The following is a 23,043-nucleotide window of genomic DNA, read 5'->3' as shown; positions in this document are numbered from 1 at the left end:
CGATGAGGTTCAGCGGTGACCGGGGGGACGCTCGGCGGAGCGCGGGGGAGGGTGACGTTCCCGTGCGAACGCAGTGGAGGCCCCGTGCGGGCCTCGGCTGGCGGGAATGTCCGCAGAATGGCCCAATGCGGTCACGTTTGCAGGTCAGAGGGGGTGCAGGTGGACCGATCAAACCTCTCCGGCGAACCGCAGCAACCCGCCGGTAGGCGTCACCACGGAGCGAACACGTTGGTCGTGGGATTCGGCGGGCAGCTCCCGCACCAGCTCGCCGTCGTACACCAGCCCCACCGTGAGGATCGCCGGCCCCACCCGGGCCAGGACGCGATCATACGAGCCGCCGCCGCGCCCGAGTCGCATCCCCGTGCGGTCGACCGCGACCGCCGGGGTCAGGACGACATCGGCGCTGGCCACAGCGCCGGGACCGCGTGCCGGCTCGGTCGGCTCCAGGCAGCCGCGGGAGCCCGGTGCCAGCGAGTCCGGGCCCTCGTAGGACGCCCAATCCAGGTCGCCGTCCGGCAGGAGCTTGGGCAACAGGACGTATGCACCACGCTTCCACAGCGCGAACAACAGGCTACGGGTGTCCGGTTCAGTGCCGATCGACACGTACGCCGCGATCGTGCCGGCCATCTCGACCTCAGGGGCGGACAGCAGCGCGTCCCGCATGGCCCGACCGGCCGCGGAGCGCGCGTCCGGGGGCATCATCGCACGCTTTTCCAGCAGTTCCGCGCGGAGGCGGGTCTTCCTCGCTATGTCGTGCACGCTGTGGTCCTCATGGATGACTAGGGTCTTTTACATGGCCGACATTGCACCTGTGCTCAAGGCGGTCGTCCCGGCGGCCGGTCTCGGTACCCGATTCTTGCCTGCCACCAAGGCGACTCCAAAGGAAATGCTGCCGATCGTCGACAAGCCGGCGATCCAGTACGTCGTCGAGGAGGCGGTCGACGCCGGCCTCACCGACGTTCTGATGGTCACCGGACGCAGCAAGCGGTCCATCGAGGACCACTTCGACCGCGCTTACGAGCTGGAGGAGGCGCTGCGCGCTAAGGGCGACGACGAGCGGCTCGGCGCCGTCCGCGAGTCCAGCGAGCTCGCGATCATGCACTACGTCCGGCAGGGCGAGCCTCGCGGCCTCGGGCACGCGGTGCACTGCGCGCGCCAGCACGTCGGCCGCGAGCCGTTCGCGATCCTGCTGGGCGACGACATGATCGACTCCCGTGACCAGCTGCTCAAGCGCATGATCGAGGTCCGCGGGCAGTACGGCGGCAGCGTCGTGGCGCTGATGGAGGTGGAGCCGGACCAGGTCTCGGCGTACGGTTGCGCCGCCATCGAGGCCACCGACGAGGGCGATGTCGTCCGCATCAGCGACCTCGTCGAGAAGCCCGCCGTCGAGGAGGCGCCGAGCAACTGGATCATCATCGGCCGGTACGTCTGTGACCCGGCGGTCTTCGACGTCCTGGAGAAGACCCCGCCCGGCCGCGGTGGCGAGATCCAACTGACCGACGCGCTGCGCACGCTCGCCGACATTCCCGCCGACCAGGGCGGCGGCGTGTTCGGAGTCAAGTTCCGCGGGCGCCGCTACGACACGGGCAACAAGCTCGAATACCTGCGAACGGTCGTCCAGTTCGCCTGCGAGCGTCCTGATCTGGCGCCAGAGTTCATTCCCTGGCTGCAAGAGTTCGTCCGTCAACAGAATCCGTAAACCGCCCGTTCACGCTGGCCTGGTAAAACGCTACAACCGCACACTGGTGGACGTCATCTTTCGGGCGCGCCCGTGGCCGCCGGCCGGGCGCGCCTGAAAGCGCGCGATGACGGTCGATCGTCGGGGGTCCGAATGTGCGGTCGACCGAGTGGGGGCGGCGTGGAGTGTGTCGGGCAGCCCACAGGACGCGTCAGACTGGGAACGTGGGCATGAGATCGGTCGACGAGCATCTGACGGACATCCTCGGCAGCGTTCCGGTGTTGCCGCCGCTTGATCTGGCGCTGCTGGAGGCACAGGGGACGGTGCTCGCCGAGCCGATCTCCGCGCCCGTGCCACTGCCCCCGTTCGACAACTCCGCGATGGACGGCTATGCCGTGGTCGCCGGGGACGTCGCGGGAGCCACCGAGGCGGAACCGGTGGTGCTGCCGGTCGTCGGGGACATCCTCGCGGGCGACCCCGGCGTGTCCGCGATCCGGCCGGGCCTGACGGCGCGGATCATGACGGGCGCGCCGATGCCCGCGGGGGCCGACGCCGTCATCCCGGTCGAGTGGACGGACGGCGGCAACGCCACGGTCCGGATCTCGCGTCCGGCGCCTCCCGGCAACTACATCCGGCGCGCCGGAGAGGACGTCCTCGCCGGTCAGGTCGTCGCGGACGCGGGAACGCGGCTGGGCGCCGCGCAGATCGGCATGCTCGCCGCCGTGGGCCGGTCCCGCGCGATCGTCCGGCCGAGGCCGCGCGTCGTGGTGCTGTCCACGGGGACCGAGCTGCGCGAACCCGGGGAACGGCTCGGCGAGGGCCAGATCTGGGAGTCCAACTCCTTCATGCTCACCGCCGCGGTCGTCGAGGCGGGCGGTGTCGGCTACCGGCAGGCGACCGTCGAGGACGAGCCCGCGAAGGTCATGGAGACCCTGCGGGACCAGCTCGTCCGCGCGGACGCCATCGTCACCTCCGGCGGTGTCTCGATGGGAACCCGGGATGTCGTCAAGGAGGTGCTGACCGGCACCGGGACGGTCGAGTTCCACAAGGTGCGGATGCGGCCGGGCAAGCCACAGGGTTTCGGCCTGCTCGAAGGCACACCGATCTTCACGCTTCCCGGCAACCCCGTCAGCGCCTACGTCTCTTTTCAGGTCTTCGTCCGGCCGGCGCTGCGCGCCATGCAGGGGCTCGACCCCGAACCGCTGCCGACGGTCAGCGCCGTCCTCGGCGAGGACATCAAGTCTCCGGCTGGGCTGCGCCATTACGTGCGCGGCCGGCTCTCCCTCAACCGCGGTTCCTACGCCGTCCTCCCGGCCGACGTGCAGGGCTCACACCAGCTCGGTTCGCTCGCCTCTGCCAATGCGCTCATCGCGCTGCCGGAAGAGGCAGAGGCCCTGCCCGCCGGCTCCCACGTCGAAGTCATGAGGCTGCCGTCATGAGCGCAATGGGCACCGAGTTCACCCATCTGGACGAGAAGGGCGCGGCCCGCATGGTCGACGTCTCGTCCAAGAACGTCTCCTCCCGCACCGCCACTGCGACGGGTTTCGTCCGGTTGTCCGACGAGTGCGTCGGTTTGCTGCGCGCGGGGGACATGCCGAAGGGCGATGCCCTCGCGGTGGCGCGCATCGCGGGGATCATGGGCGCCAAACGCGTCCCCGACCTCGTCCCGCTGTGCCATCCCATCGCGCTGCACGGCGTGACGGTTGACCTCGCCATCGAGGACGAGGGCGTCGCCATCACGGCCACCACCCGCACCGCCGACCGGACGGGAGTGGAGATGGAGGCCCTCACCTCCGTCACCGTCGCCGCTCTCGCCCTGATCGACATGGTGAAGGCCGTCGATCCCGCCGCGGTCATCACCGACGTTCGGGTCGAGGAGAAGACCGGCGGCAAGACCGGCATATGGCGGCGTCCGACGTCTCCCTGAGGCGTCCTGCGGAGTCCGGCGTCGACGGCGATGTGAGGGTGGGGACGGTGGAGGGGTGATGATGCGGGCCATGGCGGTCACGGTGTCGAATCGGGCTTCGGCCGGCGTATATGCCGACAAGTCCGGGCCCGTGCTGGTGGAAATGCTGGAGGACCTCGGCTGCCAGGTGGACGGCCCGGTGGTCATTCCTGACGGCGAGCCGGTCGCCGGTGTCCTGAGGGACGCGGTGGAGGCCGGTTATGACGTCGTCGTGACCACCGGCGGGACGGGCCTCACGCCGTCCGACCAGACGCCCGAGATGACGCGCGGGGTGATCGAGCGTGAGATCCCCGGCATCGCGGAGGCGATCCGGCTGGAGGGGCGCGAACAGGTTCCCGCGGCGATCCTCTCGCGCGGCCTGGCCGGTGTCGCGGGGCGCACGCTCATCGTCAACCTGCCCGGCTCGACCGGCGGTGTCCGCGACGGCATGACCGTTCTCGGACGGGTCCTCGCGCACGCCGTGGACCAGATCGGCGGCGCCGACCACCCTCGCGCGACGGCACCCTGACCTGGCCTTTCCTGCCCGTCGTCGGCTATGCGCGGATCACTCGGACATCGGCCTGTGTGAAGGCCGCCACGTCGGCCTCCGGAACCGTTGCGTCCGTGACCAGGACGTCGATCCGGGTCGTGTCGCAGATCTTGGCGAAGGCGCGGCGGCCGACCTTGGACCCGTCCGCCACCACGACGACCTGGTCGGCGCGCTCGGTCATCAGGCGGTTGACGTCCGCCTCGCCCTCGTTGTGGCAGGTGGCGCCGTGCTCCACGGCGACGCCGGCCACGCCCAGGATCGCGACGTCCAGCGTCACGTGGTCGAAGATGTGGGCGGCGAGCGGGCCGGTCAGCTGGTAGGACTGCGGCCGGGGCACGCCGCCGGTCAGGACGATCTTGACGTGCGGGCGGACGGCCAGCTCGTTGCCGATGTTGAGCGCGTTCGTCACGATCGTGATCGCGGGCGATGAGCCCTCGGCGGGCGGGTCGGCGCGGGTGGCGAGGACCCGCGCGACCTCGGACGTGGTCGTACCGCCGTTCAACCCGATGATCGAGCCGGGACGCACCAGTTCGGCGGTGGCGGCCGCGATGAGCTGCTTTTCCGAGGCGTGCCGCGCGCTTTTGTAACGCAATGGCAGGTCGTAGCTGACGCTCTGCGCGACGGCGCCGCCGCGGGTGCGGGTGAGCATCTGCTGCTGTGCGAGCTGGTCGAAGTCGCGGCGAATGGTGGCGGTGGAGACCTCCATCCGGGTGGCCGCCTCCTCGACGGTCAGCCGTCCCGCGTCCGCCAGCAGCTCCAGGAGCGCGTTCCAGCGCTCATGTCTGGCCACGCCGGCCCCCTTGGAGGAGGACGGGTGCCGCGGGGGCGGGTGCCGGGGCGGACGTCCGAAAGGTCGTGCAAGGCGAGGTCACGGCAGGATTCTAGCGATGCGTGCTGATGGCCTTTTATGCATCATCTCGCTATGAAAAAATCATTAATCGGCAAAAGCGAGCATAGGGGTGTTTATGGCGGGTTTGCCGGATGGTGGCGCGCAGCCGTCCGCGGCGCTGCGCGAGGCCGCCGGGCACGGGGAGACCGATGCGTTCGCGGCCTCGGAGTTCCCGCCGGGCCGTCCCTACGACCGGCTGCTCGCCCTCACGCGGTCCGGGACGACGACCGAGGTGCTGGAGGTGCTCGGCCGTGTCCGCGGAACGATCCCGACCGTGGCGATCACCGCCGACCCCGCGACGCCCGTCATGCCGACCGCCGACGAGGTCGTGGTGCTCGGCTACGCCGACGAGAAGTCGGTCGTGCAGACGCGCTTCGCCACCACCCAGCTCGTCCTGCTGCGCGCCCATCTCGGCGAGGACGTCGCGGGCGCGGTCGCCGACGCCGGACGGGCGCTCGCCGATCCGCTGCCGGACGAGGCCGTCCGAGCCGAGCAGTTCACCCTTCTCGGACGCGGCTGGACGGTCGGGCTGGCCCGTTCCCGCGGCGTCGATCCGGACGCCCCGCGCCCCCTGACCCGTTCGGTCAATCTGGACGCGTCGTGACCGTTCTGCGCAACGCGCGCCTCGTCCTCCCGGACGGCGTCGAGCGGGGTGATCTGCGCATTCAGGACGGCCGTATAGCCACGAGCACTACACCCGGGGCCGACGAGATCGACCTGGGCGGGCGGTACGTGGTGCCGGGCTTCGTCGACATGCACGTGCATGGCGGCGCCGGAGCCTCCTACCAGAGCGGCCAGGCGGAGGACGCCCGGCGCGTGGCCGAGTTCCACCTCGCCGCCGGGACGACGACCACGATCGCGAGCCTGGTCACCGGAGACCCGCGCGAACTCGCGGACGCCATCGCCGCGCTGGCCGATCTCGCCGCGGACGGCCTGCTCGCCGGCGTCCACCTCGAAGGCCCCTATCTCGCGCGGGAACGGTGCGGCGCGCACGATCCGGCGCTGCTCAGGCCCCCCGACCTTGCCGAGTTCGGGCGGCTGGTCGCGCTCGGCCGCGGCCACCTCCGGATGATCACCCTGGCGCCGGAGCTGCCGGGCGCGCTCGACCTCGTCCGGGCGGCGGTGGACGCGGGTGTCATCGCGGCGGTCGGGCACACGGAGGCGCCGGGGGCGATCGCCCGCGCGGCGTTCGGCGCGGGCGCACGGGTGGCGACGCATCTGTTCAACGCGATGCGGCCGCTGCACCACCGTGAGGGCGGCCCGATCGCCGCCGCGCTGAACGACCCGCGGGTCACCGTCGAACTGGTCAACGACGGCGTGCACGTCGAGCCCGCCGTGGTCCGCCTGGCCGTCGCGGCCGCCGGCGCGGGACGGGTGGCGCTGATCACCGACGCGATGGCGGCCACCGGGATGGGCGACGGCGACTACCGGCTCGGCGTGATGGACGTCCAGGTCCGGGATGGGCGGGCGACGCTCGCCGGCGGATCGTCCATCGCGGGCAGCACGATCACGATGGCGGACGGGTTCCGCCGTGCCATCACCGACGTCGGTCTGCCGATCGAACAGGCTGCCGAAGCCGCGGCCCTGACCCCGGCGCGCGCGCTGGGCATCGACTCGCGTGTCGGCTCGCTGGAATCCGGTAAGGACGCCGATCTCCTCGTCCTGGACGACGACCTCACCGTCGCCCGCGTGATGAAGGGCGGGCGCTGGCTGTGATCCTCACCGTGACGCTGAACGCCGCGCTCGACGTCACCTACACGATGGCCAGCGTGACAGGGGGTGGCTCCAACCGCGTCGGCACCCTCCGCCCTGAGATCATGATCGACACCCTGCAAGGCCCCTCCGACAAGACGACCGCATCCACTCGTACAAAACCCCACGTCCGCACCCCGCGGCCCCCTGTAGGAGCCTCATGCCCCTCGTAGGAACCGGTGAAATCGTCGCGGCCGGTCGCGGCGTCGGCTCGTTCAACGTCGTCCTGCTCGAACAGGCCAGCGCCATCGTCGCCGGAGCGGAGGCCGCCGCCGCACCCGTCGTCCTCCAGATCAGCGAGAACTGCGTGAAGTATCACGGCGCCGCCGCACCGGTCATCGCCGCCGCGCTCGCGACCGCCCGCCGCGCGGCCGTCCCCGTCGCCGTCCACCTCGACCACGCCACGTCCATCGACCTCGTCTACGAGGCCGTCGAGCTGGGGGTCGGCTCGGTGATGTTCGACGCGTCCGCCCTCCCGTACGACGACAACGTCGCCGCGACCGCCGAGGTCGCCGCCTGGTGCCACGTCCGCGGTGTCTTCGTGGAGGCCGGATTCGGCGCGGTCGGCGGCAAGGACGGCGTGCACGCGCCCGGGGCCCGCACCGACCCCGCCAAGGCCGCCGCCTACGTGTCCGCGACCGGGGTGGACGCCCTCGCCGTGGCCGTCGGCACGTCCGACGCGATGCTCACCCGCGACGCCGTCCTCGACCTGGCCCTGATCGCCGACCTGCATGCCGCCGTGCCCGTCCCGCTCGTCCTGCACGGGTCGTCCGGCGTCCCGGACGCGACCCTGGCAGAGGCCGTCCGGCAGGGCATCACGAAGATCAACATCGCCACCCGGCTCAATGCGATCTTCACCGCGGAGATCAGGCGCGCCCTGGACGGCGCTCCCGCGCTCGTCGACCCTCGCGACTACCTCGCACCCGCCCGGACGGCCGTCTCCCACGAGGTCGCGCGGCTGTTGGACGTACTGTGCGCCGGAATTCTCGGCGACAATTGATGGCGTCCACCCGTCCTACCAGGGAATCATGGAGCTGTGGAACGCTTGCGGGGATGGCCGGTCACCCTGACCGAGGGCCCTGTGGGGCTGCGCCCGCTGCGGCATCGCGACGCCGCCACCTGGCGCGAACTGCGGGTCCGCAACGCCGACTGGCTCCGGCCCTGGGAGCCCACCAACCCCGAGACACCGCTGTTCCGCAGCGGTCTCGGCCCTTACCTCAGCATGGTCCACACCATGCGCCGCGAGGCCCGCCAGGGCCTGGCCCTGCCCTGGGTCGTCACCCACGAGGACCGCTTCGCCGGACAGCTCACGATCGGCGCCATCGTCTGGGGTTCCGCCCGCTCCGCCCAGATCGGCTACTGGGTCGACCGCCAGGTCGCCGGACGCGGCGTCATTCCCACCGCCGTCGCCCTCGCCGTCGATCACTGTTTCTTCACCGTCGGCCTCCACCGGGTCGAGGCGAATATCCGTCCGGAGAACACCGCGAGCCGCCGCGTCGTCGAAAAGCTCGGATTCCGGGAAGAGGGAATTCGGCGCCGCCATCTGCACATCGACGGGGCCTGGCGCGACCACATCTGCTACGCCCTCACCGTCGAGGACGTGCCCGGTGGTCTGCGCGCCCGCTGGCTCGCCGAACGCAACCAGGCCTTTCCCCGCTCGACGTCATGACGTCCGGCTGACTTTCCGGCCGTAAGAATCCTGCGATCGAGAAGGCTCGGCAAACGGAGAGTAACGGCGGACTCGATCTCGCGACACACCGCCCCTTATGCTCGTCAACCTCTGACACCGGCTCGTACCGTGCGGGGCGTGACCCTGCTCCCATTGCACGTTCGCGCGCCGAAAGTCGGCCCGCCTGTCAAGCGTGCCCTGGGAACGGCGGTGAGCCGGTGAGCAGCGCCGTCCTCTACCTCGCCATCGTCGCGGTCTGGGCCATCGTCCTCGTCCCGATGTGGCTGCGCCGCGACGGCGAGGCCGGGATCACCCGGCTGCTCCACAAGCGTCCCGAGGAGCCCGCCGCCGAGGACGAGACCGACACCGTTCCCGAGCCCGTGGAGACCCCGCAGGAGACGCCCGAGCCCCGCCGCCGCGCCGGCCGCGGCACCGTCATCGCGCGCCGCCGGCGGCGCACCGCGGGCCTGTCCCTGCTGCTGACGACCGCCGTCGTGGTCATGGCGTCCGGTGTCGCGCCCTGGTGGACCATCCTGCCCCCTGTGATCCTCCTCGCCGGGCACCTGGCGCTGCTGCGCGTCGCCGTCGGCATGGACATCGCCCGCCGCCAGGCCGCCGCCGAAGCCCGTGCCCTGGCCCGCGCGAGGGCCCGCGAAGCCGCCCGTCTCGCCGAGCAGGCCACCGAGGCCACCGAGCCCGCCGAGGTCATTGAGCTCGTCACCCTCGACGAAGTCTTCGACCAGTACGCCGACGACCGCCGTGCCGTCGGCGAGTGATCGCAAGGCGCGAGCACGCCCCGAAGTTTGCTAACCTTACGGAGTCCTCGGGGCTGTAGCGCAGTCCGGTAGCGCACCTCGTTCGCATCGAGGGGGTCAGGGGTTCAAATCCCCTCAGCTCCACCTGAGGCAGGGCCATCCTGGTCGACGGTGACGCGTCTTCCCTGGTGGCCCGCTGTGTTTCCCGGGGGACGCCCCCGGACCTCCGAGAGACAAAGGCCGGTCCCACTGCGGGGACCGGCCCTTTTGATCTCTGTTGTGCGGCAGCTCACTGCCGATCGGCTGCGGGATCGAGCACTTCTGCCAGGTGCAGGGCTGTGTGCTCGCCGAGCTGCGCGATCTGGGTGCGGCAGGAGTAACCGTCGGCGAGTACTACATCTGTGGGAAGGATCGATTCGAGCCCGGGGAGCAGCGCGGTTTCGGCGACCTTGACAGAGGTCTCGTAATGGCCTTTCTCCATGCCGAAGTTTCCGGCGAGCCCGCAGCATCCGGCGAGGGGCGAGATATGGGCTCCGGCCCGGTGGAGGAGCTTGGCATCCTCGCCCCAGCCTAGGACCGCGTGCTGGTGGCAATGGGGTTGCGCAAGACCGCGCAACGTTGTGAGGTCGGGTGGTTGCCAGCCGGGTGTGGCGTTGAGCAGTTCGGCCAGGGTGCGGGTCTGGCCCGCGACGCGTTCGGCCCGGGGGTCGTCGGGGAGCAGTTCGGGTAGGTCCTGGCGGAACACGGCTGCGCAGGACGGTTCCAGGACGACGATGGGATGACCGTGTCGGATCGCTTCGCCGAGTGCGTCGAGGCTGCGGCGAAGCTGTCGGCGCGCGCCATCGAGTTGGCCGGTTGTTATCCAGGTCAGGCCGCAGCACGCTCGGGAGTTGGTGAGGACCGGCTGGTATCCGGCGTCCTGAAGCACGCGCACGGCGGCTTCACCGACGTGTGGGGACAGGTGGTTGGTGAAGGTGTCGATCCAGAGCAGTACTGGCGTGCCGGTTCCGCGTCCGGCAAGCGTGCCTGAGGTGGTTCGCCGGAACGTCTGTTCGGCGAGAGCGGGGATCGCGCGCCGATGGTCGATGCCTCCGAGTCTCTTGGCCAGGCGTGCGACGAGTGGGACGCGCATTAGGGAATTGATGAGTCTGGGCGCCACCGCCAGGCCGGCCCATCGGGGTAGCCAGCCGAGGCTGTAATGGCTGAGGGGGCGGATTCGCCGGCGGTAGCGGTGGTAGAGAACTTCGGCCTTGTAGGTGGCCATGTCGATTCCGGTTGGGCAGTCGCTCGCGCAGCCCTTGCAGGACAGGCACAGATCGAGTGCGTCGGCGACTTCGGGTGATCGCCAGGCAGTGCTGATGAGCTGGCCGTTGGCCAGTTCCTGGAGGACGCGTGCTCGTCCACGGGTGGAGTCCTTCTCGTCGCGCGTCGCGAGGTAGGACGGGCACATGACGCCGCCGGAGACGGTGTTGTCGGCTCGGCACTTTCCGACGCCCGTGCATCGGTGGACCGCCGCGGTGAAGCTTCCTCCGTCCGAGGTGAGCGCGAAGCCACCTCGGGTGGTGAGGGGCAGGGCTTGCGGCAGCCGCAGATCATGGTCAAGGGGGAGGGGGTCGACGATGATTCCCGGGTTGAGGACGTTGGCCGGGTCGAAGATCCGTTTCACCTGGGCGAACAGGTCCAGCGCGGTCGGGCTGTACATGCGGGCCAGCAGCTCGCTGCGGGCGCGGCCGTCGCCGTGCTCGCCGGACATCGACCCGCCGTAACCTGCCACGAGATCGGCTGCGGACTCGACGAATTCGCGGAGGCCGGCCTTCCGGTCGGCCAGCGGGAAGTTGAAGCGGGCGTGCACGCACCCCTCACCGAAATGGCCGTACATGAGACCGTCGACGCGGTGCTCGGCCATGAGCTTCTGCAGATCGCGCAGGTAGTCGGCGAGGTGTTCCGGCGGGACCGCCGAGTCCTCCCAGCCTGGCCAGGCCGGCTCGCCGGTGGCGGTGCGTCCGCCGAGGCCGGCTCCGTCCTCGCGGATGCGCCACAGCCGCGCGGCCTGTTCGCCGTCGACGACGAGCGAGTCGATGCAGCCGCCCGCTCCCACGGCCTCGGCCGCGGTCGCCCTTGCCTGCGCGACGGATTCTCCTCCGAATTCGAGGAACAGCCAGGCACCGCCCTTCGGCAATGCCGGAACGGCCGACTCACCACGCGCTTGACGCAGTGCCGCGACGATGAGGCCGTCGAGACCCTCGATGGCGATGGGGTCGAGGGCGAGCAGTGCGGGAGCGGCGGTGGCGGCCGCCACGATGTCGGGGTAGCCCAGGATGACCAATGCGGTCGCGGCCGGCTGTTCGACGAGGGTGACGGTGGCTTCGACGGCGATGCCCAGCGTTCCTTCCGTGCCGACCAGGAACCTCGCCAGATCGGTGTCCTGCTCGGGGAGCAGGTGTTCGAGCGAGTACCCGGAGACCTGACGGCGGAACCGGCCGAACTCGGTGCGAATCGTGGCGAGGTTCCCGCGCACCAGGGCATCGAGCTGATCGCCCTCGGGGAGGGCGAGTGACGCCAATCCGCCGCGCCCCAGGGGGCGGGCTGTCAGCAGCGTTCCCGTCCCGGTGACGACCTGAAGCCGGGAGACGTTGTCCGCGCAGCGCCCGTAGGCGAGGGCTCGGGAGCCGCAGGCGTTGTTTCCCAGGGAGCCGCCGATGGTGGCCCGGGAGTGCGTGGACGGGTCGGGGCCGTAGCGCAGGCCGTACTTCGCCGCCGCGGCGGTGATCGAGTCCAGCGTCGCGCCGGGCTGGACGAGTGCCGTCCGTGCGTCCGGGTCGACGTCGAGCACGGCGTTGAAGTGCCGGGAGAAGTCCAGCACGACTCCGGGGCCGATCGAGTTTCCGGCGACCGAGGTTCCTCCGCCGCGGGCGGTGAGCGGGATCGACAGCTCTTTGGCCAGGTCGACGGCGGCGGTGACCTCGCCGGCGTCACGCGGATGGATGATCCCGAGTGGGGGAACGCGATAGTTGGAGGCGTCGCTGCTGTACTCGGCCCTGGCGCGCGGCGAGGTGTCGATCTCCCCGATGCCGAGCCGCCGGGCTCGTTCGGCGAGCAGCCGCGGGTCGATCGATGCGGTCATGTAGGTTCCTCGGGGCCCACGACCTCGTCCCAGAGCGCGTTCAGGTCCGCCGATTCGTTGTCGGTCCGCAGGGCCTGGGAGACGAGCAGCCTCCCGGTGTGGTGGACGTGCTCGCGCATCGCCCGGCCCGCGGCGGCCGCGTCACGGTCGGCGATCGCGGTCACCACCGGCAGGTGCTCGGCGTAGACGTCTTCGAGGCTTCGCGAGCGCTCGACGGTAGAGGCGCCGAGTACCCGCGTCGCTTCCCGGAGCGCGCCGATCGTGGTGACGAGCCGATCGTTGCGGGAGGCGTGCAGGATCTTCGAGTGCAGACGGCGATCGTGCGTCATGAACAGTGACTCGTCGTGCTCCTGCGACGCGGCGGCCATGGCCTTCAGTTCGCTGCGCATCTCGCCGAGCTGGGCCTCGGTCCGGCGTTCGGCCGCTCGCCGCGCTGCGGGCACCTCCAGCAGCAGGCGAATGTGGAAGATCTCCGCGATCTCGCGTGCGTCCGGGACGACCAGCCGGAATCCCTTGTTGCGCTCGATGCGGATCATCCCCGATTCGGCGAGCCGCATGATGGCCTCGCGGACGGGGCCGCGCGAGACCCCCAGCAGGTCGGAGATCTGATAGGCCGAGTACAACTCGCCGGGGAGGAGTTGGCCACTCTGCGCGGCGTCGCGGATCGCGGCGGCCACCTGATCGGTGAGGGAGGGACGGTCCGCGCTGAGCGGGGCGAAGTTGGGTTGCATCGAAGATCTGGCCATGTGCTCAGCATAGGTCTGGGATGTAACAGATCGCAGACCACTGGTTGGTCGATGTCGCCGATTCACTATCCACCCTTTTGTTCCGTCCCCTCACGGGGGATGGCCTAGTTGTAGGCCTTGACCTGCACCTGCCGCCGGCGCGGGGCGCTGGGAATATCTGCTATGTAACCATTGACAGCTAACATGTTACAACCTAGTGTCCGGCGTTACGAACACCGACCGTCACCGAGACGGACCCAGGTGCGAAGGACAGAGGAGGACGCGATGGCGACGGCGAACAAGCTGCACGTGCTGGACTGCGGCGCGATGAGCTGCGATCTGACGTGGCTGCTGCTCAAGCCAGGCCGCAGCATCCGGCCGCGTGCGGACAAGGATCGCCCGGTCGAGTGGTACCCGTGCACGACGCACGCGGTTCTCGTCGAGACCGATGACGGCGTGCTGCTCTGGGACACCAGTTGCCCCCGCGACTGGGAGACACGCTGGGAGCCGACCGGGCTGCAGGAGTTCTTCCCCTACGACCAGGTCACCGAGGAGCAGTACCTGGACGCCCGCCTCAGCCAGCTCGGCGTCTCACCCGACCAGATCGACTACCTCGTGCTCTCACATCTTCACTTCGACCACGCCGGCAACATCGACATGTTCGCGCGGACCGGAGCGAAACTGATCGTCAACGACAAGGAGAAGGACTGGGCCTTCGGCTATGACGGGGCGTTCAACGGCGCCCATCTGAAGGTCGACTACGAGAAGTACGCTTTCGAGACGGTCTCGGGCGACACCGCCATCCTCCCCGGCGTCACCGTCCTGGAGGCCCCCGGACACACGCCCGGAACGATGTCCCTGCGCGTCGACCTCCCCGACACCGGGACCATGATCTTCACCTCCGACGCCATCTACATGGGCGACTCCTACGGCCCTCCGGCCGTCCCGGCCGCCATCGTCAACGACCTGTCCGCCTGGTACCGCTCGGTCGAGAAGATCCGCGGAATCGCCGAGGAGACCAACGCCACCGTCGTCTTCGGGCACGACGCCGCGCAACTGCGCTCCATGCGCACCTCGCCCACCGGCTACTACGCCTAGCGGCGGAACGGAGCGTCACAAATGATCATCAGTGCCGCCGCACACCCTGAAACGGTCTTCACCTATGGAGCGCCTCGCCTGAAGTTCGGCAGCGGTGCCGCCGCCGAGATCGGCTACGACCTCAGCCTCACCGGCGCTCGGCGCGTCCTGATCGTCACCGACACCGGCGTCGCCGCGACGGGAGTGCCGCAAAGGGTCGCCGACCAGATGACGTCCTTCGGCATCCTCGCCGCGATCTACGACGGCACACACGTCGAACCCACCGATGCGAGCATGCGGGCGGCGGTGGAGTTCGCCCGCTCGACCGGGCCCTACGACGCCTTCGTCGCGATCGGTGGTGGATCGAGCATCGACACCGCCAAGGCGGTCAACCTGCTGACCACCAACCCCGGCGACCTGACCGACTACATCAACGCCCCCGTCGGGGCGGGAAAAGCGCCCACACAACCGCTCAAGACGCTCGTCGCCGTACCCACCACGACCGGTACCGGCAGCGAGAGCACGACGGTGTGCGTGCTCGATGTCCTCGACCAGCACGTCAAGACCGGCATCAGCCACGCCCTGCTCCGTCCCGACCTCGCGGTCATCGACCCCGACCTGACCATGAGCCAGCCGGCCACCGTCACGGCCGCCGCCGGTATGGACATCCTCTGCCATGCCCTGGAGAGCTACACGGCACGTCCCTACAGCAGCTTCGAGCGCAAGGAGCCCCAGCAACGGGTCCCGTACTGCGGCGCGAACCCGATCGCCGACATGTGGAGCGAGAAGGCCATCAGCCTGCTGGCCACGTCATTCCGCCGTGCCGTACGCGACGGCTCGGACAAGCAGGCCCGCGCTGACATGGCGTTGGCCGCGACCTTCGCCGGAATGGGCTTCGGCAATGCCGGCGTCCACATCCCGCACGCGAACGCTTATCCGATCGCCGGGCAGGTGCGGGACTTCCACCCGAAGGACTATCCGGGCGACGAACCCATGGTGCCGCATGGAATGTCCGTCGCGCTGACCGCACCGGAGGCCTTCCGCTACACGTTCGGCGCCGACCCCGAACGGCACATCCGCGCCGCCAGACTGCTCGAGCCCGACGCGTACCAACCCTCCGACCTGTCCGTCTTCCTCCCGTCGGTCCTGACCCGGCTGATGCGCGAGATCGAGATCCCCAACGGCATCAGCGCCGTCGGCTTCACCGCAGCCGACGTCGACGACCTCGTCGAAGGCGCGCTCAAGCAGCAGCGGCTGCTGGCCATCGCGCCCCGGCCGGTCGACGATACGGCGCTGGCCGGCATCTTCCATCGTTCTCTTGAGCTCTGGTAACCATGCCGATCTACGAATTCCGCTGCCGGTCCGGGCATCGCACAGAGGTACTGCAGCCCTACGACGACTCCGCGCCCACCTGCCCGCACTGCGGCGAGACCACGGCCCGCGTCCCATCCGCGCCGGCGGTGCTGTCCGGCACCACGACGCTCCCCGCCGCCGCGAGCATGCCTCAGACCTGGCGCGGAACCCATGACGGGAACCGCGAGTACATCCACCACCTCCAGCAGGTCAACGAGCAGCGGACCAGGCTCGAAGCCGAACATCCGGAACTCGCCGGTGATCGACGACCGGTCCTCGCACATGAAGGGCCCTACGAGGTCACTCCACTCCGGCAAGGCGATCAGCCCATCGCGACCGGTGACCATGCCCGGCATGCCCATCCACACGGGCATGGGCACGGGCGTCCCTCCGGCCCGTCCACGACCTCTCCGTAACGGACCTGGCCCCGACCGCCCCCGGACGTTCGTCGCCAGCAGCTCATCGTGGCTCTTCTCCATCAAGGGCCAGATCCCGTGCCAACCGCGGCCGTCAATCGCGGCCAAAAACAAGGTGACCCATGAGTCAGACAATGACCAATCCGCAGGTCCACACGTCGGAGCCGACACCGACACCCCAACCCACCAGCGCCGCGGCGCTCGGGCTTGCCGCGTTCGCCCTCAACCTGTTCCTCATCGCGGCGAGCTTCACCGGCGAACTGCCCTCCACCCTCGTCCCCCTGTTCCTTTCCACCGGCCTCGCCTTCGGCGCTGTCGAAGCCTGGGTCGGAGCCCACGAGTTCCGCATCGGAAGCCCGTTCACCGGACTGGTGTTCGGCTCGTTCGGCGCGTTCTGGATCGCCACCGGCCTGATCTTCCTCCTCATGAACGCGCACCTGCTCGACTTCGGCAACGACTTCCAGAAGGCGATGGGGCTGTACTTCATCGCCTGGACGCTGCTGACGTCCTACCTGTGGATCGGCTCCGCCCTGGTGAACGCCATCGGCTTCACCGTCTTCACGGTGCTCATGGCGGCCATGATCTTCTTCACCCTCTGGGGATTCGGCCTGGTGACAGTCAAGATCGGCGCTTGGCTCGGCGTCCTCGACGCCGTCCTCGCCTTCTACATGTCGGCCGCGATCCTCCTCAACACCATGACCGACCGCATCGTCCTCCCCGTCGGCCGGGCCCTTCTGAGCCCCGCGACCACGTGACGCCACCACCGGCGGGCCTGCCCGTCGGGTGGTCGAGGTCCCGGATCCGGCGCGTGCACGGCGGCCGCAACCACTGGTGAAGGCCGATAGGACCGGCAGGGTGAGCCGTGGCCATCGGCGTCAACGCCGCGAATGTCTGCATCGTCGATGGTGATTCGGGCGGCCCGGTCATCAACTCGTCAAGGCCGGCCCATCCTCGGGCCCGCCTCCCGTTCCGCTCCGCCGGGACCGCAGGCGGGCCCATCCGGTCCCGGCTCAAGCGCCGCACCGCCGTACCGCGGCGTGTCGATGTGCCTGGCCGTCAACACCAGCTGGCCCCTGTTCATGGACGACCCCAAGCGGTGAGACGGATCGGTGGAATGAGGGGCTGCGGCTTCGGTAACCACCCCTGCTCACCATCGGCGGGCGGGCACGGGGCTGTTGGACTCCAACCAGCCGGTCACTCCGCCAGGTTCGTGCCCTTGAGCAATCCGCGCCCCTAAGACAGACGTCCTTCAAGGTCGCGCCTGGCAGGCGTGCGCCCCTCATCTGGGCGTCCCGCATGTCTGCGTTCTGCAGGTCCGCGTGTCCCAGATCCACACCTCGCAGGTCCGCCTGCACCAGGTCCGCACCTCGCAGACTCGCGGCGTGAAGATCGGCAGAGGCCAGGCGGGCACGGCGCAGGTGCAGGCCACTGAGGTCCAGGACGCGGCGTTCAGGGCGGCGAGGGCGAGTCCCCAGCGCGGTCAGCGTCGCTTGGACGTCGGCGGCGGGTCGTTCGGGGAGCGGCGGACGTGGGGCCAGGCTGGGGCTGCCCTCGTCAGGGCGCGCGGCGGGCGCGCGGCGGCGCAGGAAGGCCTCCAGCACCTCCACCACATCATCATGGTGCGCACGAGAATCGGCGGCGACGTGGGCCAAGGCGTGGATACCACCCAGCCGGGCGTCCATGTCGGTGGAACCCAGCCGCTCCAGCGCTTTGGTGAACCGGTCGGTGACCTGGCCGCGGTACGAGCGGGCGGTGTACAGCAGCGAGATCGCCACCACCACCGCACCACCGGCCGACACCACCAGCAACCGCGCGTTGTGCCGGTCCTTGGGCTCCGACACCCCCATCCAGGAGGGCATCCGCCACAAGGCCACCGTGTACGCCACCGCCAGCGCGGCCAGACCCCATCCGGCTAACACCACCCCGATGACCCGGGCACGCGGCCGCGCCAACTCGTACTGCCCCCAGCGGTGCAGCCGCCTCAACCGGTCGCTCATACCGCACCACCCCATCGCAGAAACAAGCCACAACCCGGGCTTTCGCACTATTACCGACCCGCGATAGCGCGCGCATATTGTCGGGTTCAGCGGTCGCCGGAATCGTGGACCCGGTGCTGGTGCAGAAGGCGCTGGGCGCGTTGGCGGCCTACAACATGTTCGCCCTCGACGACGGGACCATTGGTGTGCACCGGCTGGTGCAGGCGCTGGCGCGCGCACCCGATCCCGCCGATCCGCACGAGTGGGACGTCGACATCGCCCATGGTCGCGACACCGCCATCGCCCTCCTGGGACGGGGCGAGCCACGACGATCCGCTGGACAAGGGAGGGGCCGTCCCAGGCCCGTGCCATCGGCCACTTCCAACGTGCATCCAAAGTGCATCGATCGACGCTTGCACGGCGACCGCCACCCCGCACCCTGGCCTCCCACAACAACTCGCCCGCGCTTTGAGGCTGACCTTTTGGCGAGTCGGCCATCGCTCACTCAGGTACCAGGCAGCTTGATCCATTCTGGGGTCAACACCGTCCAGCCGCCCTTCCCGTCCGGGCTGACGAATTTGGCGGCGCGGTTGGAGGCGTGGCTGTTCCCGGTTCCGAACACGTACGGCATGCCGGTCATCGGGGTCTCCAGTGGCTCGAACTCCTTCATCGCCTTGGTGACCGCAGCGCGGGTGATGTCTCCCTTGATCGAGCGCAGCACGGTGATCAGGTGCCGGGCGGCGAGGTAGCCCCCCTGGGCGAAGGCGGTGAGCGGCACATTGTGGCGCGTCATGATGTCCCGCCAGTCCTCGTTGGCCACGGACTTCTCGTCGGTGTAGGGCTCGAACTCCGACAACGCGATGACGTCTTTGCCGGCGGTGCCCAGCACCTTCGACGCCTCGACTGTGTAGGTGGGCGCGAGGAACAGCCACTTGATGTTGGTGATGTTCTGGGCCTGCGCGGCCTTGACCCAGCCGATGGACATCGGCTCCAGGCCGCTGAACAGGACGGCCTGGCAGCCGGCTCTGCGAGCGCGCTGTATGTAGGGCGTGTAGTTCGTGGTGGCGGTCGTCAGGCTCAGGTCGTTGACGACGAGCTTCTTACCGGTGATCTTGGACCAGCGGTCGACGCCCTCGCGGAAGGCGGCCAACGCCTTCGCGGTGAGAATGGTGAAAAAGGCGCAGACCTTGGTGGCCTTCAGCTTCTCGGAGGCGTAGTAGAGGGTCACGGTCGAGCCGAAGAACGGGCCGGTGTTGACCGGCGAGATGTTCGGCGAGGCGAAGCAGCCCGGATCCGCGCCGATGCCGCGGATGTCAGCGATCTTGTTGCGGTCGTACAGCGGTCCGTTAACCTGGCAGTCGACCAGGCTGGCGCCGCCGGCGAGGGCCACGGCCTTCTTGTTCTGGATGACCTCGCGGGCGACGAGCATGGCGGTGGCGGGGTCGCCCTTGTCGTCGCCCACGGTGTAAGCGATCTTCCGGCCGTTGATGCCGCCCTTGGCGTTCACGTCATCGAAGACGGCTCGGGCGGCTTGAGGCGCCTCGGAGAAGGTGGCGGGCCCACTCAGAGTCGAGACCGAGCCAATTTCGATCGGCCCCGGGGTGGACCCCGAGTTGTCATCGGCACACCCTGCCATGGGCAAGACAAGAGTGGCGGCCGCGAGAATGCGTTCGATGTGCATGACAGAGACCTTTGATGCTGTGGGCGGTCCTAAGTCGAGGGCGGTTATGGCGGTGAGAAGTTGGATATATGGGGGGTTGAGCGCTGTGAGGGTACCACTCCACACAGTGAATCCGGCAGGATTTGCCAGGTTCGAGACAACTTTCTTTGCTTGGCTAAGTCTTGGCACGCCTCATTTCGTGTGCGGGTACGTACGGACGACCACGGGCTGCCGACCTGTTTACCCAGGCCGAGCGTCTACCTGCTGACGACGCGTGCGAGGGGTGGAGGAGCCATTTGGTCCTCCTCGAACTGGGTCAGAAATGCGTGATCTCAGGGCCATTGTGAAGGGGAGCCCTGGTATGCCCTCGGGATCTCGATGGGCAGAGGCCGGTTCCGCAGCGGGAACCGGCCCTTTTTGATCTCCGTAGAGCAGTGAAATACGGTATGGCTTACCTAAGCTGCTTTCCGAGCTTGCACAGTGGTTTCCGCATGGCCGCTGTCGGGGCCTCGCTGTCGAAGACTCCACGTCTGACTACGCCCCGTAATGCTCCCAGATTGGGAACGGCACGCCGGACGCTGCTAGGCGATGGGCACAGAAGGTTCGCGGACCTCCTTATATTCACCGGTGTTCGGTGAACGGCCCCCGGAACTCAAGTGGTGTTCCGGGGGCCGCTCTTTGCCGTCCAGCGGACCGCGCCCGCCGGTCGCTACAGGACGGGGGTCTCGCGCCGGACGGCCTCCCCGCCCGAGCGGACGCCGGGGGGACGTCCCTGGACGGGACTCACACGCTCGTTCGGTTGCCAGTCACGAGCGCGTGAGCGTTGGTACGGGCCCCGGGGAGGGTGCGGTCACCGCGACGCATCCCCCGGGGCCCGCCTACCCGTGCGGAAGGGACTGGACCCAACACTTCGGCACGGGCTCTTGATGCGGACCCCGGGGGAGGGGCAACACCCCAGGGCCCGCCGCTCACGCGGGAACCTCTCGACTCGTTCGGCGTGAGCCGTCTAGGCGGGCCCCGAGAGAAGAACCACCCCGGCCGCTCCGAGGCCCGCCGCCCGCGCTGAAGGGCCCGGAATGGGACCTCTCATGCGCGGGCTCTTGGTCCGCGTAGTGAGTACGTCGAGTTAGGACGGCTCTGTCACGCGGACGTCTTGGGGCTATCCGTCCGACCCGTCCTGGACGAGCTTGCGGGCCGTTCGGACGAACTCTGAATGCCGCGCGTCGCCCGTTCCGTGCACCTGGTAGGCGAGCTTGTGAGCCTCGTCCCGGATCTTGGTGACCGTCCCCGGGAAATGTCCGGCCTCATACAGCAGGGTCCGCACATGCTCAGAGACCTCCTCGAAGGCCACGCCGAGCGCTTCTCGCGCAGGAGCCTTTGGCTTGTCTTTGAGCGCTGCCTCTGCCCGTTCGCGGGCAGTGTCGGCTACGTGCCGGATCATCGACCGGGGCTGCTTCTGAGCCGCCATGACTTCCTCGAAAGCGGCGGCGGCGGTCTGTGCGAGCCGCGCCGGAAGCATCGTGCCGGAACTCATCTCAACCTCTCCCGATGAAGCCGAGGAACCATCCGACCGCCCCGCACGCAACGCCAGAGAGCAGCGTCCAGATGAACATCCGCGCGAGATCCCGGGGCGGATTCATCGCCGCCGTGTCCTGTACCGCCGTCATGCCGTCCTCCGCCGCATCTCGGCAATCACGAGTCGGGCCACCGAGAGCGGTTCCCGAGCCGGAGCAAGCCCCACGACCCGACCATCCGCGTGACGCGTCGTGATCCACCACCGCCCTTGTGCCGGGACGTAGCCACACCCCAGCGTGAGCGTGCCCCCGATGCCGTCCAGGCGGGAGACGCCCAGCGCCGGGTACCCGTCCGCCTCGACGAGCACGCACGCCATGTCCCGCACGCGGAGGTCTGAAAAACACCTTTGAACCGCCCGGAGAATCTCCAAGCGTTCCGAATGAACAGAAGTGATCACCGGCAACAGACCGCATGAAGGACGGTCCTTGTTCGCGTCCAAGGCCGCGGTAGGCGCGGGGTGTGCGTGGGTTCCGTCCAGCGGTTGAGTCGTGTGTGTCCGTTTCGCGTGTATGCCCATGTCCCGGTATCACCTCGTGGGGGCCTATCGTCGCTGCGCCTTGAACTTGTGTTGCGCGGCACGTCGTAGGGACAGGATTCCGCCTGGGGGCTATCTTGTCGCGTATCGATAACACACCCGATACACCGGAGCGTGTCCCATGGCTCCCATACAGTCACTCGACCCTGATGCGTCGTTCAAGCACTGGATTGCCGATGACCTGCGTTTTTGGCGGGAACGCGAGGGGCTCTCGCTATCGCAGATGGGCCAGGTCATGGGATGCAGCCGGCACACTGTGTCGAACATCGAGCATGCCCGCGATGGTTGGAACATGAACGAGGATCACGCGGACAAGCTTGACGCACACTTCCGACTCAATCACCATTTCCGACGACTCGTCCGATATGCGCGAACGGCTCATGATCCGGACTGGTTCGCGGACTACGTGAAGCATGAAAAGCGCGCACTCGTGATCCGCACTTTCCGACTCTCGCTCTTCCCGGGACTACTTCAGACGGAGGCATACGCCCGGGCCCTGCTTACGTCTTCGCGACTCGTCAAAGACGTCGAAGGGGCCGTACGCGCGCGCATGCAGCGACAGGAGGTCTTGACCAGAGACAACCCGCCAAACCTGTGGGCCGTAGTTGACGAGAACGTCCTATATCGACCCGTGGGCGGTCCTGACGTGATGCGCGAACAGATTGCCCGGTTGCACGAGGCTGCCATGCTGCCGAACGTCACGATACGTTTCGTCCAGCAGTCTGCGGGCTACTACCTGGGGCTTGACGGCTCTTTCAACACCTTGAGCCTGGAACGCGGAGACCAGGTGTTCGTCGAGGCTCCGGGCGGGGGCAGGCTCGTTCAGGCTGATCCGGAGGTCCGTGAGTTCGGGGTACGTTGGGACCGGATTGGGGCAAGCGCCCTACCTTGGGATACCTCCCGGGAACTCATGGCACAAGCGATGGAGCGTCTTTAATGATCACCTGGCGTAAGTCCAGCTACAGCGGTGGCGGAGGCTCCGGCGGTCAAGAGTGTGTTGAGGTCGCCGCGATCTCCCGCCGCGTCGGCATCCGAGACAGCATGGACACCGATGGCCCCGCGCTCGCGCTCTCTCCGGCGTCCTTCCGAGCGCTCATCCGCGACGTCAAGGCCGGTAGCCACGACTTGCTCTGACGGACGGTGCAAGCCCCGATCGCATCGTGTGGTCGGGGCTTCGTGCTGCCGGTGAGATTTCTCCATCAGGTTGAGCGTGCGCATGGGGTGGCGGTGCCCAAGAGGCCGCAGCCGAAGGGGAGCCGTGCGCCCCGATCAGAAGCGTGACGACCGCCACGACCAGGGCCTTCACGGCCGCTGCTGTGGGGCACGGAGGTACGGCGACGTGCCCGCACAGCGGTCGGCGTCAA

The 23,043-nt window shown here is 68.8% G+C and carries 23 protein-coding genes and 1 tRNA gene; 16 read left to right on the top strand and 8 right to left on the bottom strand.

The window, feature by feature from the left end; genetic code table 11:
- Window positions 1–168: 168 nt before the first annotated feature.
- Window positions 169–759, bottom strand: a complete 591-nt coding sequence (locus AMA02S_RS12370) for a 5-formyltetrahydrofolate cyclo-ligase (RefSeq protein ID WP_084265019.1) — start codon at window positions 757–759, stop codon at window positions 169–171.
- Between the two features lie 34 nt (window positions 760–793).
- Between AMA02S_RS12370 and galU the strand changes: the two genes are divergently transcribed.
- The 4 genes from galU to AMA02S_RS12350 all read left to right on the top strand — a co-directional run bounded on the left by galU (window position 794) and on the right by AMA02S_RS12350 (window position 4,152).
- The gene (gene galU, locus AMA02S_RS12365) at window positions 794–1,699 is read left to right on the top strand and encodes a UTP--glucose-1-phosphate uridylyltransferase GalU (protein WP_084265018.1); all 906 of its coding nucleotides are present in this window, start codon (window positions 794–796) and stop codon (window positions 1,697–1,699) included.
- A gap of 209 nt (window positions 1,700–1,908) precedes the next feature.
- Window positions 1,909–3,117, top strand: coding sequence for a molybdotransferase-like divisome protein Glp (glp, locus tag AMA02S_RS12360; protein WP_067456321.1), 1,209 nt, complete (start codon window positions 1,909–1,911; stop codon window positions 3,115–3,117).
- Complete coding sequence (moaC, locus tag AMA02S_RS12355; protein WP_067456318.1) at window positions 3,114–3,605, top strand: cyclic pyranopterin monophosphate synthase MoaC; 492 nt, start codon at window positions 3,114–3,116, stop codon at window positions 3,603–3,605. Before glp ends, moaC begins: the two co-directional genes overlap by 4 nt.
- Before the next feature lie 61 nt (window positions 3,606–3,666).
- Entirely contained in the window at window positions 3,667–4,152 is a 486-nt protein-coding gene (locus AMA02S_RS12350) for a MogA/MoaB family molybdenum cofactor biosynthesis protein (protein ID WP_245667503.1), read from the top strand.
- A 25-nt stretch (window positions 4,153–4,177) separates the two neighbouring features.
- Here AMA02S_RS12350 and AMA02S_RS12345 read toward each other — a convergent pair whose 3' ends face one another.
- Window positions 4,178–4,963 (bottom strand): DeoR/GlpR family DNA-binding transcription regulator, encoded by a 786-nt coding sequence (locus tag AMA02S_RS12345; protein WP_067456312.1) that lies wholly within the window; start codon window positions 4,961–4,963, stop codon window positions 4,178–4,180.
- Window positions 4,964–5,138: 175 nt separating this feature from the next.
- Here AMA02S_RS12345 and AMA02S_RS12340 point away from each other — a divergent pair, with 175 nt between their 5' ends.
- From AMA02S_RS12340 to AMA02S_RS12315, 6 genes are all read left to right on the top strand, one after another.
- Window positions 5,139–5,666 carry an SIS domain-containing protein gene (locus tag AMA02S_RS12340; protein ID WP_245667471.1) on the top strand — a complete coding sequence of 176 codons (528 nt, stop codon included), beginning with the start codon at window positions 5,139–5,141 and terminating at the stop codon, window positions 5,664–5,666.
- Window positions 5,663–6,778, top strand: coding sequence for an N-acetylglucosamine-6-phosphate deacetylase (nagA, locus tag AMA02S_RS12335; RefSeq protein ID WP_067456309.1), 1,116 nt, complete (start codon window positions 5,663–5,665; stop codon window positions 6,776–6,778). The genes AMA02S_RS12340 and nagA overlap by 4 nt, the downstream gene beginning before the upstream one ends.
- A 196-nt stretch (window positions 6,779–6,974) precedes the next feature.
- Window positions 6,975–7,814 carry a class II fructose-bisphosphate aldolase gene (locus AMA02S_RS12330; protein ID WP_067456306.1) on the top strand — a complete coding sequence of 280 codons (840 nt, stop codon included), beginning with the start codon at window positions 6,975–6,977 and terminating at the stop codon, window positions 7,812–7,814.
- Between the two features lie 45 nt (window positions 7,815–7,859).
- On the top strand, window positions 7,860–8,483 hold the full coding sequence (locus AMA02S_RS12325; protein WP_067457137.1) for a GNAT family N-acetyltransferase: 624 nt from the start codon (window positions 7,860–7,862) through the stop codon (window positions 8,481–8,483).
- 218 nt (window positions 8,484–8,701) lie between these two features.
- Window positions 8,702–9,259: a divisome protein SepX/GlpR gene (gene sepX, locus AMA02S_RS12320; protein ID WP_067456303.1), complete on the top strand. Its 558-nt coding sequence runs from the start codon at window positions 8,702–8,704 to the stop codon at window positions 9,257–9,259.
- Window positions 9,260–9,308: 49 nt separating this feature from the next.
- Window positions 9,309–9,382 (top strand) — tRNA-Ala (locus tag AMA02S_RS12315).
- A gap of 145 nt (window positions 9,383–9,527) precedes the next feature.
- Here AMA02S_RS12315 and AMA02S_RS12310 read toward each other — a convergent pair.
- Together AMA02S_RS12310 and AMA02S_RS12305 are read right to left on the bottom strand one after the other, a co-directional pair.
- A complete protein-coding gene (locus AMA02S_RS12310; protein WP_067456300.1) occupies window positions 9,528–12,362 on the bottom strand; it encodes an FAD-binding and (Fe-S)-binding domain-containing protein in 2,835 nt (944 codons plus the stop codon).
- On the bottom strand, window positions 12,359–13,108 hold the full coding sequence (locus tag AMA02S_RS12305) for a GntR family transcriptional regulator (RefSeq protein ID WP_067456297.1): 750 nt from the start codon (window positions 13,106–13,108) through the stop codon (window positions 12,359–12,361). Before AMA02S_RS12305 ends, AMA02S_RS12310 begins: the two co-directional genes overlap by 4 nt.
- Window positions 13,109–13,372: 264 nt before the next feature.
- On the opposite strand from AMA02S_RS12305, the gene AMA02S_RS12300 reads away from it, so the two are divergent.
- The 4 genes from AMA02S_RS12300 (at window position 13,373) to AMA02S_RS12285 (ending at window position 16,688) form a co-directional block, all read left to right on the top strand.
- Window positions 13,373–14,185: an N-acyl homoserine lactonase family protein gene (locus tag AMA02S_RS12300; protein ID WP_067456295.1), complete on the top strand. Its 813-nt coding sequence runs from the start codon at window positions 13,373–13,375 to the stop codon at window positions 14,183–14,185.
- A gap of 21 nt (window positions 14,186–14,206) precedes the next feature.
- On the top strand, window positions 14,207–15,496 hold the full coding sequence (locus AMA02S_RS12295) for a hydroxyacid-oxoacid transhydrogenase (RefSeq protein WP_067456292.1): 1,290 nt from the start codon (window positions 14,207–14,209) through the stop codon (window positions 15,494–15,496).
- A 2-nt stretch (window positions 15,497–15,498) separates the two neighbouring features.
- Entirely contained in the window at window positions 15,499–15,933 is a 435-nt protein-coding gene (locus AMA02S_RS12290; RefSeq protein WP_067456289.1) for an FmdB family zinc ribbon protein, read from the top strand.
- Between the two features lie 122 nt (window positions 15,934–16,055).
- Window positions 16,056–16,688 (top strand): GPR1/FUN34/YaaH family transporter, encoded by a 633-nt coding sequence (locus AMA02S_RS12285; protein ID WP_084265016.1) that lies wholly within the window; start codon window positions 16,056–16,058, stop codon window positions 16,686–16,688.
- Window positions 16,689–16,943: 255 nt separating this feature from the next.
- Here AMA02S_RS12285 and AMA02S_RS12280 read toward each other — a convergent pair whose 3' ends face one another.
- The 4 genes from AMA02S_RS12280 to AMA02S_RS12270 form a co-directional block, all read right to left on the bottom strand.
- Window positions 16,944–17,930: a pentapeptide repeat-containing protein gene (locus AMA02S_RS12280; RefSeq protein ID WP_067456282.1), complete on the bottom strand. Its 987-nt coding sequence runs from the start codon at window positions 17,928–17,930 to the stop codon at window positions 16,944–16,946.
- Window positions 17,931–18,016: 86 nt separating this feature from the next.
- Window positions 18,017–18,253 (bottom strand): hypothetical protein, encoded by a 237-nt coding sequence (locus AMA02S_RS41640; RefSeq protein ID WP_157430529.1) that lies wholly within the window; start codon window positions 18,251–18,253, stop codon window positions 18,017–18,019.
- A gap of 161 nt (window positions 18,254–18,414) precedes the next feature.
- Window positions 18,415–19,545, bottom strand: a complete 1,131-nt coding sequence (locus AMA02S_RS12275; RefSeq protein WP_245667502.1) for an ABC transporter substrate-binding protein — start codon at window positions 19,543–19,545, stop codon at window positions 18,415–18,417.
- A 1,183-nt stretch (window positions 19,546–20,728) separates the two neighbouring features.
- A complete protein-coding gene (locus AMA02S_RS12270; RefSeq protein WP_067456278.1) occupies window positions 20,729–21,103 on the bottom strand; it encodes a hypothetical protein in 375 nt (124 codons plus the stop codon).
- 697 nt (window positions 21,104–21,800) lie between these two features.
- On the opposite strand from AMA02S_RS12270, the gene AMA02S_RS12260 reads away from it, so the two are divergent.
- Together AMA02S_RS12260 and AMA02S_RS12255 are read left to right on the top strand one after the other, a co-directional pair.
- Window positions 21,801–22,616 carry a helix-turn-helix domain-containing protein gene (locus AMA02S_RS12260; protein ID WP_067456272.1) on the top strand — a complete coding sequence of 272 codons (816 nt, stop codon included), beginning with the start codon at window positions 21,801–21,803 and terminating at the stop codon, window positions 22,614–22,616.
- Window positions 22,616–22,813 (top strand): DUF397 domain-containing protein, encoded by a 198-nt coding sequence (locus AMA02S_RS12255; RefSeq protein ID WP_067456269.1) that lies wholly within the window; start codon window positions 22,616–22,618, stop codon window positions 22,811–22,813. Before AMA02S_RS12260 ends, AMA02S_RS12255 begins: the two co-directional genes overlap by 1 nt.
- Window positions 22,814–23,043: the final 230 nt, after the last annotated feature.

It is taken from the genome of Actinomadura macra NBRC 14102 (assembly GCF_001552215.1).
Lineage (GTDB): Bacteria > Actinomycetota > Actinomycetes > Streptosporangiales > Streptosporangiaceae > Spirillospora > Spirillospora macra.
Note: the sequence above shows the minus strand (reverse complement) of the source record. Positions and strands in the feature narration are given on the sequence as shown.